Raw genomic sequence first — 13,097 nt, 5'->3', positions numbered from 1 at the left:
CCGCCGTGCTCAGGCGTAGCGCACCATCCCGCGGACGTTGCGGTGCGTGCGCATGTCCTCGTAGCCGTCATTGATGTCCTCGAGCCGGTACTCGCGCGTGACCAGCTCGTCGAGGAGGAGCTCGCCCTCCATGTACAGGTCGAGCAGCCGGGGGATGTCGTACCGCGGGTTGGCGTTGCCGAAGAGGGTGCCGACGATCTTCTTGCGGTAGGTCACCATCTCGAACATCGGCATGACGACCTGGTGGTCGGTGACGTTCGACAGTGACGTGAGTGCGACCGTGCCCAGCTTGCCGACCAGCGAGACGGCGTCCCCGATGACCTGCCCGTCGGCCAGGTCGACGGTGATGAGGGCCGAGTCCGCCATTCGCCCCCACGTCATGTCCGGCAGGGCCTCGCGCGCCTCGGCCGCGTCGGCGAAGGTGTGCGTCGCACCGAAGCGCTTCGCCTGCTCCCGGTTGAACTCGGAGGGGTCGACGGCGATGATCTGGCTGGCTCCGGCCATTCGCGCGCCCTGCACGGCGTTGGCGCCGACGCCGCCGATCCCGAGCACGACGACCGTGTCCCCCGCGCCGACCTCGGCGCCGTAGACCGCCGTGCCCCAGCCGGTCGTGACGCCGCACCCCACCAGGGTGGCCTTCTCCAGCGGGACGTCGTCCCTGATCTTGACCACCGAGGACTCCCGGCAGACGGTCACCGGCGCGAACGTCCCGAGCATGCACATCAGCCGGGCGTCCCGGCCGCGCACGTGGTGGCGGGCCGTGCCGTCCCGCTGCAGCCCGGCGTTCAGCCCGGCTCCCTCGTCACAGAGGTTCTGGTTCCCGCTGGCGCAGGACCGGCACCGCCCGCACGCGGGGATCCAGCTGAGGACGACGTGGTCGCCCTCCTGCACGCTCGTCACCTCGGGCCCGACCTTCTCCGCCACGCCGGCGCCCTCGTGCCCGCCGATCGTCGGCAACGCCTCCATCGGCAGATCCCCCACGCGCACGTGCTCGTCGGAGTGGCACAGCCCCGACCCGGCAAGGCGCACCATCACCTCGCCCGCCCGGGGGTCGTCCAGCTCGAGCTCCTCGAGCTGCCAGTCCTGCCCGTACTCCCAGAGCACCGCGGCCTGCGTCCTCACAAGTCCTCCTCGCCGTCGAGGGTCGACGCTCGTGACCCTAGGACGGCGCGACGGCGCAGGTGAGCGCCCCTTTCACCCCACGGAAAGCCTGGACGCTGGCAGGATCACCAGAAGGCGCGCACGGAGATCGCGTCGGCGAAGTTGTCCACGCCGTTCGGGGCGGTGGACAGGTAGAGCGAGGCGTCCACGAGGGCCACCTCCATGACGTGCATCTGGTCGCCCTCGCCCTCGACGACGTCGACGCGGCAGAAGATCAGCTGCTCGTCCCGGCCCATCCGGTCCTTGATGTAGGAGTGGATCGCGTGCCGCGCGACCTCACCCAGCCGCCACTCGGCATCGTTGGCCTGCCGGGCGTGGACGACCTCCTGCGGGTCGTCCTCGGGCTGGTACGGACCGTGCAGCATCGCCTCCTTCTCGACGGCGTGCGAGACCAGGCCGTTCATGAAGATCAGCGCCGTCTCGCCCCGGGTGTCGACGGACTCCAGGTACCGCTGCACCATGACCGAGCGTCCGTCGGCGAGGAGCTCCATGGCGTGCGAGATGGCCCGCTGCCGGGAGGAGGCGTCGACCGCGGTGTAGCGGCCGGTGTCGTGCCCGAGCGAGGAGACGGCCGGCTTGACCACGAAGTCACCGCTCGCCGGGAACCGCGTGTGGACCTGGTGCTTGGTGAGGTTCTGGTCCGGCTCCAGCCAGGTGGTCGGGATGATCGGCATCCCGCGCTTCTCCAGCTCGAGGAGGTAGTGCTTGTCGGTGTTCCAGCGCAGCACGTCGGCATGGTTGACGATGCGGGGCACGGACTCCGCCCAGGAGAGGAACTCCTCCCGGCGGGCCGCGTAGTCGTGGACGGACCGGACCACGACCATGCCGCTGGACCAGTCGACGTCGGGGTCGTCCCAGACGGCGACCCGCGGCTCCAGTCCGCGCTCGGCGAGCGCATCGGGCAGCGGCGCGTCGTCCTCGTCCAGGTTGGGCAGCTCGGCGGAGGTCGCGAGGATCACGATCGGCTTGGACACGAGGTCAACGTACCTCGACGGCGCCCCGCGCCCGGAACGGGCTCCGGCAGCCCTGGCTCACGGTCGGGGGTTGGCCCCGCAGGTCCCCGCCGCGACGCCCGGTCCGCCGTCGGCGTCGTATCGTGGGCGACATGCAGCTGCCCGACCCGTTCGACGTCCGCACCGCCCCCGTCTCGGCGATCGGCCTGATCGGCGGCTACGCAGCAGCCCGGATCACCGGCCGCCGTCCGCTCGGCGGCCTGGTCCTGGCGGCCGCGGGCGCCATGGCGGCCCGGACCTGGGTGGCACGCGACGGCATCGCGGCCGCGGCCGGGCTGACCGCCGGGTACGTGGCCGCGTTCGGCCTGTCGCACCCGCTGGCGAAGAAGGTCGGTGCCTGGCCGTCGGTGCTCGCGGTGACCGCCGCGCACGCCGCGGCGGCCCACGTCGTCTCGGACCGCTACCGGCCGTGAGCCCGGCACTCCGGCAGCTCACCGTGCCGGCTCACCCCTTGATCGAGCCGCTCGCGAGGCCGGCCACGTAGAAGCGCTGCAGCGCGACGTAGAGGATCACGCACGGCACCATCGCGACGACGGCACCCGCGGCGATCAGACCGAAGTTCACCTCCCCGTACGCGCCCTGCTGCAGGTTCACCATGCTGACCGGCAGCGTGTAGAGATCCTGGTCGGTCAGGAAGGTCAGCGCGCCGAGGAACTCGGTCCACGAGGCGAGGAAGGCGTACAGCGCCGAGGTGGCCGCACCGGGCACGATCAGCGGCCGCAGGACCGAGACGAGCATGCGCACGGTCCCCGCGCCGTCGACGTGTGCCGCGGCCTCGAGCTCCTCGGGCACCGACTCGAACGCGTTGCGCATGACGAAGACGCAGAACGGCAGGTTCACGGTCGTGTAGAAGAGCACCAGTCCCAGCAGCGAGTCCGTCAGCCGCATGGTGTTCATCTGCAGGTAGAGCGGCGTGAGGATCGCCTGGAACGGCACCATCATCGTCAGCAGCACGAGCCCGAACAGCCACGGCCGCAGACGGAAGCGGAACTTGGCGAACCCGTACCCCGCCAGCGTGGCCAGCAGCGCGGTGAGCACCGCCGTCGAGATGGAGACGATGAGGCTGTTGATCACCGAGCTGCCGAGCGCGCTCTGGGTGCTCAGGCCGCGGAAGTTCACCAGCGAGAAGTCGAAGAAGGTCGCGGGCTCGGGCGCGTTGACGATGACGTCGTTGGGCTGGACCGACCGGATCAGCGCGAACGCAAGGGGCACCAGGAAGACGAGCGCGGCCAGCGTCCCGCCCGTCACGTAGAGCATCCGCTTGGTCGCCGTCTCGCGGGTCCCTCGGTCGGGCCGGCCCGCGCCCTCCTCGCGGGTGCGCGGCGCCGGTGCAGAACGCTGCCGGGTGGCGGTCGCCGTCATGGGTTCACCTCAGTCTCGTTCGCGGAGCAGCCAGAACTGGACGCCGGTGACCAGGCCGGTCAGCAGCACGAGCAGCAGGGACATCGCGGTGGCCGCGCCCAGTTGCAGGTCGACGAAGGCGCGGCGGAAGATCGACATGACCACCGTGGTGGTCTCCGAGCCGGGCCCGCCCTGCGTGAGGATGAAGAACTGCGTGAACGCCAGGAAGGACCCGATGACCGAGATGATGACGCTCATGGCGATGGCGCGGCGGATCATCGGGATGGTGACCTGGCGTTCGGTCTGCCACCACGACGCGCCGTCCAGCTCGGCCGACTCGTAGATCTCGCGGGGGATGCCCTGCATGGCGGACATGAGCAGGATCATCGTCAGGCCGGACACGCCCCAGATGACGAGGACGCAGATCAGCCCCGTCGCGAGCGGTCCGTTCACGAGCCACGCGGTCGAGCCGTCCGTGATCCCGAGCGCACGCAGCACGAGGTTGACCGCACCACTGTTCGGCTGGGCCTCGAGCAGCATGATGAAGCTGATCGTGGTGAGGCCGACCACGAAGGGCAGGAAGAAGATCGTGCGCAGCAGCGTCGAGCCGCGACGGTTGGCCCGCACGACGACGGCGAGCGCGTAGCCGAGCGCGAGGATCGGCCCGGTCACGATCGCCGTGTAGATGAAGGTGTAGAGGATCGACCGGCCGAACACCGGGTCGGAGAACGCCAGCGCGTAGTTCTCCAGGCCGACGAACTCGTAACCACCGATCAGGGGGAAGTTCGTCAGCGAGATGTAGACCGCGACGAGCAACGGCACGAAGACGAACACGACGACGAAAGCCACCGCGGGCGCCACGAGCAGCAGTCCCGTGCGGGGCGGGTGGGTGAGCGACCCGCGGCGCGTCTGCACGCTCATGCGTCCCCCTGTCGCAGGAGCAGGTCGTACCGGGACTGGGCGGCAGCCATGGCCTCCTCGATCTCGCCGCCGAACACCGCCCGCCGGAACATCTCCAGCCACGGCCCGTCGGGCTGGTTGTAGATGCGGTTGTAGGAGAGCGACAGCGGGGCGTAACCGGCGTCGAGGTTCTCCAACGGTGCGACGGCGTGCGGGTACCGCTCCCGGAAGGCGTCGGTGAGGACGTCGGAGCGGACCGGCATGTAGCCCCCGTCGGGGAGGATCGACTGCTGCTCGAGGTCCAGGCAGAACCGCACGTACTCCCACGCACCGGACGGGTTGCGGGCGCCGTTGGGGATAGCGAAGTTGTCGCCGCCGTCGAAGAAGCACTCCCCGCCGTCGGGACCGGAGAGGAGGCGGACCTCGATCTGGTCGAGGAACGCGGGGTCGGCGTCGGGGACGATGGAGCCGTAGGAATAGGCGGTCATGCCTGCCCGGCCGGCGAGGAAGTCGGCCGGACCGCGCGAGCCGTCGTCGGCGAAGGAGCCCGGCGCGACGAGCTCTTCCTCCCAGAAGGTCCGCATGAGCTCGAGCGTGCGGCGCAGCGGCTCGTTGCCGACGACGTTGCCGTACTGCTCGCCGACCTCCCCGGCGATCATGTCCGTGTCGGTGGCCCAGATGTGCGGCTGCACGATGAAGCCGAGGGTTCCCGAGGCGTTCCCCGGTGTCCACCAGCCGTAGGTGTCCTCGCCGAGGCCGGCCAGCGCCCGGGCGGCCTCGAGATAGCCCTCGAAGGAGGAGGTCGCCTCGTCGACGCTGATCCCGGCCCGGTCGAAGAGCTCGAGGTTGCACCACAGCACCGAGTTGTCCGCCAGGAACGGCACCCCGTAGTAGCGGTCGTCCATGGTGGCCAGGCCGAGGTGGCCGGGGCTGAGCCGGTCGGCGTAGGGCAGCTCCTCGATGACGGGGGTGAGGTCCGCGAACGCGTCCCGGAAGATGAACAGGGCCGAGTAGATGTCGTCGATGTCCACCAGGTCCGGAGGCCGGCCGCCGCGGATGGCGGTGGCGAGCTTGGTCACGTACTGGCTGTTCGGGATGGGGGTCAGCTCGATGCGCAGCCGGTCCTGCGCGGCGTGGAACGCGTCGACCATCACCTGGTTGCCGGTGAGGGTGTCCGAGCGGCACCACACGTTGAGCACGCCCTCGGCGTTCTCACCGAACCCGGCGACCGTCACGTCCGTCGGAGGCAGCGTGCCGCCGCAGCCCGCGAGCGCGGGCAGCGCAGCAACGCTGCCGAGACCGGCAAGCCCGAGAAACCCTCGGCGTGAGAGCGTCATCGCTCCTCCTCGCAAGGACGGGTCTTCCTCAGTGTTCGACGACGGGGAGCCACACCCGCATCGGTTGTGGACCTCGGTTGGCCCACACGTGGTACGGGATGGCCGTGAGCGTCACCGCCTCGCCCCGGGTCGCGTGCTCCCGGGTGCCGGCGGTGGCGTACGGGCTGCGGGCGTCCGACGGCGGGGCGCTGCCCTGGTGCCCGCGCAGCCGGAGCACGGTGACCCCGCCCAGCAGGTCCTCGCGGTGCTCGGCGGTGACGGCACTGCCGGGATCGACGCGCACGTCGTCGACCACGACGCCGTCGGGCTGGTCGGCCGCCTCGAGGGCGTACACCAACGGGCCTCGCTCGAGGGCCACACAGCCGCGCGCGGCGTCGACGCGGTCGTCCGCGACGGTGAAACGTGGGGACATCGGCAGGTCGAGCGTGACGGCGTCCCCGGTGCTCCAGGTGCGGGTCACCGACGCGTACTGCCCCGCCGGGACCGGTTCGCCGTGCAGCGTGGCGCCCTCCGCCCACCCGGGGACGCGCAGGGCGAGCGTGACCGGTCCCTCCGGCGCCCGGCGGACCGTGACCCGCACGCCGCCGTCCCACGGGTACGCGGTCTCGACGTCCAGGTCGAGACCGGCGCCGGAGACGGAGCCGGGCGCGTACTGGTGGATCTGCACGGCGGGGTTGCCGGACGTGTCCTGCCCCGTGGTGGCGAGGTAGCCGGCGAGGCTGGAGAGGGTGCGCATGACGTTGGGCGGGCAGCAGGCGCACTCGAACCAGCCGCGGCGACCGTGTGCGGGGCTGCGGTCGCCCTCCGGGTGGGCGTCGCTGCGCAGCTGGAGGGGGTTGACGTAGAAGAACTCCGTCCCGTCCAAGGAGATGCCGGACAGGACGCCGTTGAGCAGCATGCGCTCGATCTGGTCGGCGTACCGCGCCTCGCCGGTGGCCAGGAGCATGCGCCACGCCCACTGCACACCGCCGATGGCGGCACACGTCTCGGCGTAGGCGCGGTCGTTGGGCAGCTCGTACGGGTCGCCGAAGGACTCGCCCTCCCAACGCGCCCCGAGGCCGCCGGTGAGGTACTGCTTCGTGCGCTCCATCGAGTCGTACTGCCGCTGCAGGGCGGCGAGGAGCTCGGTGTCGCCCGTCTCGGCGGCGACGTCGGCCGCACCGGCGGCGAGGTAGACCGCCCGGACCGCATGCCCCTCGACCGTGGTGGCCTCGCGGACCGGCACGCGGTCCGAGAAGTACGTGGGTGCGTGGCCGTGCCCCTCGATGATGCCGTGGCCACGGGCGTCGACGAACCAGCGGGCCAGGTCGAGATAGGCGCGGGTGCCGGTCTCCCGGTAGAGCTCGACGAGGGCCATCTCGATGACGGGGTGCCCGTCGACGTCCTCCGTCTTGCCCGGCCCGAAGGTGGCGACGAGGTGGTCGGCGACCTTGGTGGCGACGTCGAGCAGCTCGCGGCCTCCCGTGGTCCGTGCGTGCGCGACTGCGGCCTGGATGAGGTGGCCCGCGCAGTAGTGCTCGTGGCTCCACGGGAGGTTGCGGTACCGCTCGTGCTCACGCAGCTGGACCACGGAGTTGAGGTAGCCGTCCTCGGCCTGGGCGCGGGTGAGCAGCTCGGCGATCTCGTGCTGGGTGGCGAGCAGGTCCTCTCCCCCGCTGCGGCCGTACTCCCAGGCGGCGGCCTCGAGCCACTTGTAGACGTCCGAGTCGGCGAAGATCGGCCCGACGGCCTCACCCTCGGCCGTTCCGGCGGCGATCTCGAGGTTCACGAGGTTGTGGGCGGTCCGCAGGAGCTCGGCACCGGCCGGGATCGTCCTCGTCCGGTTCGCCTCGGCCCGGGCGTGCCACACACCGCCCGTGATGGTCGCGGCGCCCGGCGCGACGGGACGGAGCGCCACCTGCGCGGAGCTCGTCGGTGCGGCGGGGCCGGCCGTGACGCCGGTCGAGGTCTCGGTGGTCATACGTCTCCTCGTCGAGAGGTGGTGGGGCGATCCAGGAACGTTCAGAACACGTTTTCCGAACGCTAGGACCGATCTGGCGGCGCTGTCAACGGCGCTGGCGCCATCTCGTGTAATGACGTCCTAAGGCGAGTTTCCGCCGTCGGGAACGCTTGTGGCCTACACTCTCCTGACCGGGCCGCGCGAGCCGTTCGGAAACGAGCGAAACTGCTGGAGGGGGGAGTCGTGACGGAGCCACGACGTCGCGGCGAGCCGGTGCGCATCGTCGACGTCGCCGCGCTGGCAGGGGTCTCCCCGAGCACCGTGTCCAAGGCCCTGAACAACAACGGCATGCTCCGGGACAGCACCCGTGAGCGCGTCCGTGAGGCCGCCGAGAAGCTCGGCTTCGTTCCGCACGCGGGTGCCCGATCCCTGCACACCGGGCGTACGTACACCGTCGGGTTGCTCAGCACCGACAACGCCGGGCGGTTCTCGCTGCCGGTGGTGCTCGGGGCCGAGAACGCGCTCCTGGCGGGCCAGATCTCGGCCCTGCTCGCCACGGCCCGGCACGATCCGGTGCGCGAGCAGCACCACATCCGCTCCCTGGTGAGCAGGCGCGTGGACGGGATCATCGTGACCGGCCGGACCACGGAGCCACGCGAGCCGGTCGCGGCGCCGGGCCCGGTGGTCTACGCGTTCGCGCCGTCCACCGACCCGCAGGACGCCTCGGTGGTGCCCGACGACGCCGACGGGATGCACCAGGTGGTCGAGCACCTGCGCTCGCTCGGGCACCGGCGGCTGGCCTTCGTCGGCGGCCGCGGCGACCACCGCGCCTCACACGTGCGGCACGAGGCCGCCGCTGCGGCGGCCGAGGCGCGCGCGATGACGCTCGCGGGCGAGCCTCGGTTCGGCGAGTGGAGCGAGCGGTGGGGGCGGCACGCCGTCGACATGCTCGTCGGGGACGGGCTGCTCGGCCCCGACGCCGCCGACCCGGTCGACGGGATCGTCTTCGCCTCCGACCAGCTCGCCCGCGGGGGCGCCGACCGGCTGCGCGAGCGCGGGCTGCGCGTGCCGGAGGACGTGGCCGTGACCGGCTACGACGACTGGCAGGTCATGTCCCTGGCCAGCCGGCCCCCGCTGACCACGGTGGACATGCGCCTCGAGACGCTCGGGCAGCGGGCGGCCGAGCTGCTGCTCGCGGCGCTCGCCGGCGAGCCGTTCCACGGCACGGAGCTGATCCGGCCCCGGCTCGTGGCGCGCGATTCGACGCTCGGCACCTCCTGACCCGGAGACGTCACGGGGAGCGCTCCCCATTCCGCTTCGCGCGGCGATGGCGCAAGATGTCCGGCAACGAGCCGCCGGGCGGGTCCGGCGTGCCAGAAGGGAGTCCCTGATGGACGGCTGGGTCTGGGTCCTGCTCATCGCCCTCCTCATCATCAGCATCGTCAGCTGGCTCCGGCGCATGTCCGGCGGCCACCACGACGGCTACTACGACGACGGCTACTACGACGACGGTCACTACGACCGCGGCTACGACGACGGCTACCGCCGTGGCCGCCGCTACGGGAGCGGCTACCGACGCAGCTCGGGCGGCGGGCTGTTCGGCGGCGGTTCGCGCAGCAAGCGCCGCTCCGGTTCGGGCGGCTTCGGCGGTGGAGGCGGCCGTTTCGGCTCCTCGGGCCGGCGCGGCTCCGGCGGCGGCCGGTTCCGGCGCTCCAGCGGTGGTGGCCGTGGCCGGGGAGGCAAGCGCAGCAGCGTCCGGCGCAAGAAGTAGCCCGCCTCACGACCCCCTCGGCCGGACGGGTCGTGACCCGTCCGGCCGTGTGCCGGACATCACCGCTGCCCGCGCCCCATCTCGCTTGGAGGGCCCGGAGACGGTGCAGTAGAGTCAACCGTCGCAGCGCGCACCGCTAGCTCAATTGGCAGAGCAACTGACTCTTAATCAGTGGGTTCTGGGTTCGAGTCCCAGGCGGTGTACTTCGGAGCCCACCGATCGCCCCGCCGGCCCGGACCGGCGGGGCTTCCTCGTGTCTGCGCCGGACCTACTTCATCGTCCCCTGGCTCACCGAGCCCTGCAGCTGGCGCTGGAAGATGATGTACACGATCAGCACCGGGACGATGGTGATGACGACCGCCGCGAACATCTGGTCGAACTCCGAGCGGTACCCGGCCGCGGAGACGAACGACGCCAGACGTTGGGAGAGCACCCAGTTCTCCTCGTTGGTGTTCAACGCCACGGGCAGCAGGAACTGGTTCCACAGGCCCAGGAAGTTGAAGATGGCCACCGACGCCATGCCCGGCCGCGCCATCGGCAGCATGACCTGGAAGAACGTCCGCCACTCGCCCGCCCCGTCGATCGCGGCGGCCTCCGAGATCTCGTCCGGCAGGCCGCGGAAGAACGAGTAGAGGAAGAAGACCGTGAACGGTAGTGCGAAGGCGACGTAGGTGAGGATCAGGCCGGGCAACGTGCCCCGGAGGCCGACGTTCTCCAGGACGAAGAACAGCGGCACGATGGCCAGGAACACCGGGAACGTCAGGCCGGCGAGCATGAGGTAGTAGATCGCCCGTCGTCCCGGGAACTCGAAACGCCCCAGGACGTAGGCGCACATCGCGCCGAGCAGCATGACCAGGACGAGCGCGCTGCCGACCACGACCACCGTGTTGAAGAACGCCCGCCCGATCTCGGCCTCGGTCCACGCATCGGCGTAGTTGGCGAAGCTCCACGACGCCGGGAGCCCGAACGGCTCGCCGAAGATCTCCGGATTCGTCTTGAACGAGCTGAGGACGGTCCACAGCATCGGCGCGACGACGAGCACGCACCAGAGCACCAGTACCGCGTGCGCCACCGTCGGGACGAACCGGTCATCCCCGGCGCGGCGAGCAGGAACGGGATTGTCGGACCCCGGTGCCGCGTCGTACGTCGGCGTCGTCGTCTCGGTGCTCATGCGCGCCCCCTCTCGTCGCGGCCGCCGGTGAGGCGGTTCACCGTGAAGACCAGCGCGGCGAACACCAGCGTGACCACCGCCATCGCCACCCCCATCGCGCTCGACCGGCCGAACTGGCCGTCGATGAACGCCGTACGGAACAGCTGCTGCGCCATCACGAGCGTGCTGTTGTCCGGCCCGCCTTGCGGGTTCAGCGCCTGGACGAAGACGAAGGCGTCGAGCGCCATGATCCCGAGGTAGATCCACGCGGTCTGCACGTTGTCGCGGATCAGCGGGATGGTGATCGACCAGGCGATGCGGAACCGGCTCGCCCCGTCGATCCGGGCGGCCTCGTAGATCTCTCCCGGGACGCCCTTGATCGCCGCGATGAACAGCAGCATGTAGAAGCCGACCATCCCCCAGATGATCACGAACATCGTCACCGGCATCGCCGTGCCGACATTGCCGAGCCACGCGAAGGCCCGGAACTGCTCGAGACCGAGCCCGGTGAGCATGCCGTTGACCAGCCCACCACTCGGGTCGAAGATCAGCCGCCACATGATGGCGACCGCGATCGCCGGGATCACGTACGGGAAGAAGGAGACCACGCGGTAGAAGGACGAGCCCGCAAGGCCGCGCACCTGCCCCCTCTGCGAGCCCCCCACTGTGATGAGGCTGGCGAAGATCAACGCGATGACGATTGTCACGGTCGGGACGACGAGGGCGATCGTCACGCTGTTGCCGACCGCGTTGATCCACCGGGGGTCATTCATCAGCCACACGAAGTTGTCGAGGCCGACGATGTTGAACTCGGCGGTGAACCCCGACCAGTCCGTCAGGGAGTAGAACCCGGCTTGGAGGAACGGCCAGATCACGAACACCAGGAAGATCGCCAGCGGCAGCCCGAGGAACACCAGCATGAAGCTGACGTAGTCGAACGAGAGCTTGCGCCGGCGACCCGCCGTCGACTTGACGCGCCGGCCGGCGGGGGACGCGCTCGGCGACGGCGCTCCCCCGCCGGGCGCGGGGACGACCGTCGTCATACGACCTCGATCTTCTCGATGGCGTCGTCCTCACGGATCCGGTCGGTGATGGCCTGGAGCTCGGCCGTCAGCTGGTCGACCGGCTTGTTGCCGTCGAGGAACGAGTTCCAGATCGGCAGCTGCTCCTGGTTCATGCCGTAGGTGGACACGAAGTTGAACGTGAACCGGTCCTCCGGGCCCGCACGGTCGATCATCTCGACCTGAGACTGAACCGCCGTCGAGGGGTCCTCGGGCAGCGCCCCCTCCACGACCGTCAGGGCCTGCTTCTCCCGGGCGAAGTTGGCGACGGCGTCCGCCGAGAGCATGACTCGCAGCAGTTCCTTGCCTCCCGCGACATTGGCTGCGTCGCTCGGGACGATGAAGGGCTCGCCGGCCGTCAGGTGGATCGCGTGGGGCGCCATCGCCGGACTGCCGGTCAGGCTTGGGCTGGGGATGCCGGTGAGCTGGAAGTTCTCCGCCATCGAGTCCTTCTGCTCGTTGGCGATCCACGAGCCTGTCGGGTACAGCAGGGCTTCCTGGTCAAGGCTCCACTGTGTCTGCGCCGCGGTGAACTGGGTTCCCGAGCCGCCGGGCTTGAAGTAGCCGAGGTCGATGATCTCCTTCATGATCTCGAAGACACCCTGCACGGCGTCGTGCGACCAGCAGTTCGGCTCGAGGTTCTCCAGCGTCAGCCGGACCTCGTCGCCGCCCTCCTTGATCGCGGACTCGATGGCGAGGGTCTGGTAGTACGTGGCCGCCTCGGTGCCCCACAGGAACAGGAACTTGCCGGCCTCCTGCGCCGCGCCACCGAGCTCGCGGATCTCCTCCCACGTGGTCGGCGGGGTCCAGCCGTGCTCGTCGAACAGGCTCTGGGAGAACCACAGACCGTAGATGCTCAGCACGTAGTTGATCGCCGCGAACTTGTCGCCGAACGTTCCCGGTGCGAGCGCACCCTCGTAGAGAGTGTCGCGGATGGTGGTGCCCTCGAGGTTCGGGGCATCGATGACGTCGGTGAGATCCTCGAGCTGCGGGAGGATCGTGTTGAACCCGATCTGCTGCGCACCGGAGTTGTCGATGAGGTCCGGCGGGGTACCGCCGACGAAACGCGGCTGCAGCTCGGGCGCGATGTTGGTCGTCGGAGCCACCTCGACGGTGACGCCGTCGTGGGTCTCCTCCAGGACGCCAGCCGCGAAGTCGACGTAGTCGGTCTGATAGCCGCCGTCGAAGATGACCGCCTCGATGCTCGAGCCCGCCTCGAGGCCGAACGGGTTGTCCTCCGAGACCTCCCCGGCGGGTGCTGTCGTCTGCTCCTCCCCGCCTCCTCCGCCGCCGGTGGCGCAGGACGCGAGGGTGAGGCCGAGCGGGAGGCTTCCCGCCGTGACCAGCGCACTGCGCAGGAACACGCGGCGGCTGTGAGTGCTCTCGGTCATGGTGATCGGGCCTTTCTTGGTGGTGTCCTGGTG

The 13,097-nt window shown here is 70.3% G+C and carries 12 protein-coding genes and 1 tRNA gene; 4 read left to right on the top strand and 9 right to left on the bottom strand.

Annotated features, from left to right (window positions below; translation table 11 throughout):
• Positions 1-9: 9 nt before the first annotated feature.
• Together ACFQQL_RS08490 and ACFQQL_RS08485 are read right to left on the bottom strand one after the other, a co-directional pair.
• Entirely contained in the window at positions 10-1,122 is a 1,113-nt protein-coding gene (locus tag ACFQQL_RS08490) for an NDMA-dependent alcohol dehydrogenase (RefSeq protein WP_382393210.1), read from the bottom strand.
• A gap of 104 nt (positions 1,123-1,226) precedes the next feature.
• The gene (locus tag ACFQQL_RS08485; RefSeq protein ID WP_382393208.1) at positions 1,227-2,135 is read right to left on the bottom strand and encodes an ATP-grasp domain-containing protein; all 909 of its coding nucleotides are present in this window, start codon (positions 2,133-2,135) and stop codon (positions 1,227-1,229) included.
• Between the two features lie 131 nt (positions 2,136-2,266).
• On the opposite strand from ACFQQL_RS08485, the gene ACFQQL_RS08480 reads away from it, so the two are divergent.
• Positions 2,267-2,587, top strand: coding sequence for a hypothetical protein (locus ACFQQL_RS08480; protein WP_382393206.1), 321 nt, complete (start codon positions 2,267-2,269; stop codon positions 2,585-2,587).
• Between the two features lie 31 nt (positions 2,588-2,618).
• Here the strand turns inward: ACFQQL_RS08480 and ACFQQL_RS08475 are convergent, their stop codons facing one another.
• Genes ACFQQL_RS08475 through ACFQQL_RS08460 form a run of 4 tightly spaced genes read right to left on the bottom strand, consistent with a single transcriptional unit; the run spans position 2,619 to position 7,712 of the window.
• Positions 2,619-3,536 carry a carbohydrate ABC transporter permease gene (locus ACFQQL_RS08475; protein ID WP_382393204.1) on the bottom strand — a complete coding sequence of 306 codons (918 nt, stop codon included), beginning with the start codon at positions 3,534-3,536 and terminating at the stop codon, positions 2,619-2,621.
• A 9-nt stretch (positions 3,537-3,545) separates the two neighbouring features.
• Positions 3,546-4,436, bottom strand: coding sequence for a carbohydrate ABC transporter permease (locus tag ACFQQL_RS08470; protein WP_382393202.1), 891 nt, complete (start codon positions 4,434-4,436; stop codon positions 3,546-3,548).
• Complete coding sequence (locus tag ACFQQL_RS08465; RefSeq protein WP_382393200.1) at positions 4,433-5,752, bottom strand: ABC transporter substrate-binding protein; 1,320 nt, start codon at positions 5,750-5,752, stop codon at positions 4,433-4,435. The genes ACFQQL_RS08470 and ACFQQL_RS08465 overlap by 4 nt, the downstream gene beginning before the upstream one ends.
• 28 nt (positions 5,753-5,780) lie before the next feature.
• The gene (locus tag ACFQQL_RS08460) at positions 5,781-7,712 is read right to left on the bottom strand and encodes a glycoside hydrolase family 127 protein (protein ID WP_382393198.1); all 1,932 of its coding nucleotides are present in this window, start codon (positions 7,710-7,712) and stop codon (positions 5,781-5,783) included.
• A 222-nt stretch (positions 7,713-7,934) separates the two neighbouring features.
• Between ACFQQL_RS08460 and ACFQQL_RS08455 the strand changes: the two genes are divergently transcribed.
• The 3 genes from ACFQQL_RS08455 to ACFQQL_RS08445 all read left to right on the top strand — a co-directional run bounded on the left by ACFQQL_RS08455 (position 7,935) and on the right by ACFQQL_RS08445 (position 9,665).
• Positions 7,935-8,972 (top strand): LacI family DNA-binding transcriptional regulator, encoded by a 1,038-nt coding sequence (locus ACFQQL_RS08455; RefSeq protein WP_382393196.1) that lies wholly within the window; start codon positions 7,935-7,937, stop codon positions 8,970-8,972.
• Between the two features lie 109 nt (positions 8,973-9,081).
• Positions 9,082-9,462: a hypothetical protein gene (locus ACFQQL_RS08450; protein WP_382393194.1), complete on the top strand. Its 381-nt coding sequence runs from the start codon at positions 9,082-9,084 to the stop codon at positions 9,460-9,462.
• 130 nt (positions 9,463-9,592) lie between these two features.
• Positions 9,593-9,665: transfer RNA gene (locus ACFQQL_RS08445), tRNA-Lys, on the top strand.
• A gap of 65 nt (positions 9,666-9,730) precedes the next feature.
• Here the strand turns inward: ACFQQL_RS08445 and ACFQQL_RS08440 are convergent.
• Genes ACFQQL_RS08440 through ngcE form a run of 3 tightly spaced genes read right to left on the bottom strand, consistent with a single transcriptional unit; the run spans position 9,731 to position 13,070 of the window.
• Positions 9,731-10,633, bottom strand: coding sequence for a carbohydrate ABC transporter permease (locus ACFQQL_RS08440; protein ID WP_382393192.1), 903 nt, complete (start codon positions 10,631-10,633; stop codon positions 9,731-9,733).
• On the bottom strand, positions 10,630-11,655 hold the full coding sequence (locus ACFQQL_RS08435) for a carbohydrate ABC transporter permease (RefSeq protein WP_382393190.1): 1,026 nt from the start codon (positions 11,653-11,655) through the stop codon (positions 10,630-10,632). The genes ACFQQL_RS08440 and ACFQQL_RS08435 overlap by 4 nt, the downstream gene beginning before the upstream one ends.
• Positions 11,652-13,070, bottom strand: a complete 1,419-nt coding sequence (gene ngcE, locus ACFQQL_RS08430) for an N-acetylglucosamine/diacetylchitobiose ABC transporter substrate-binding protein (RefSeq protein WP_465254034.1) — start codon at positions 13,068-13,070, stop codon at positions 11,652-11,654. The genes ACFQQL_RS08435 and ngcE overlap by 4 nt, the downstream gene beginning before the upstream one ends.
• Positions 13,071-13,097 lie beyond the last annotated feature (27 nt).

The organism is Georgenia alba (genome assembly GCF_042665525.1).
GTDB classification, from domain to species: Bacteria; Actinomycetota; Actinomycetes; order Actinomycetales; family Actinomycetaceae; genus Allobogoriella; species Allobogoriella alba.
The sequence above is the reverse complement of the archived record's forward strand: the minus strand, read 5'-3'. Positions and strand labels throughout refer to the sequence as shown.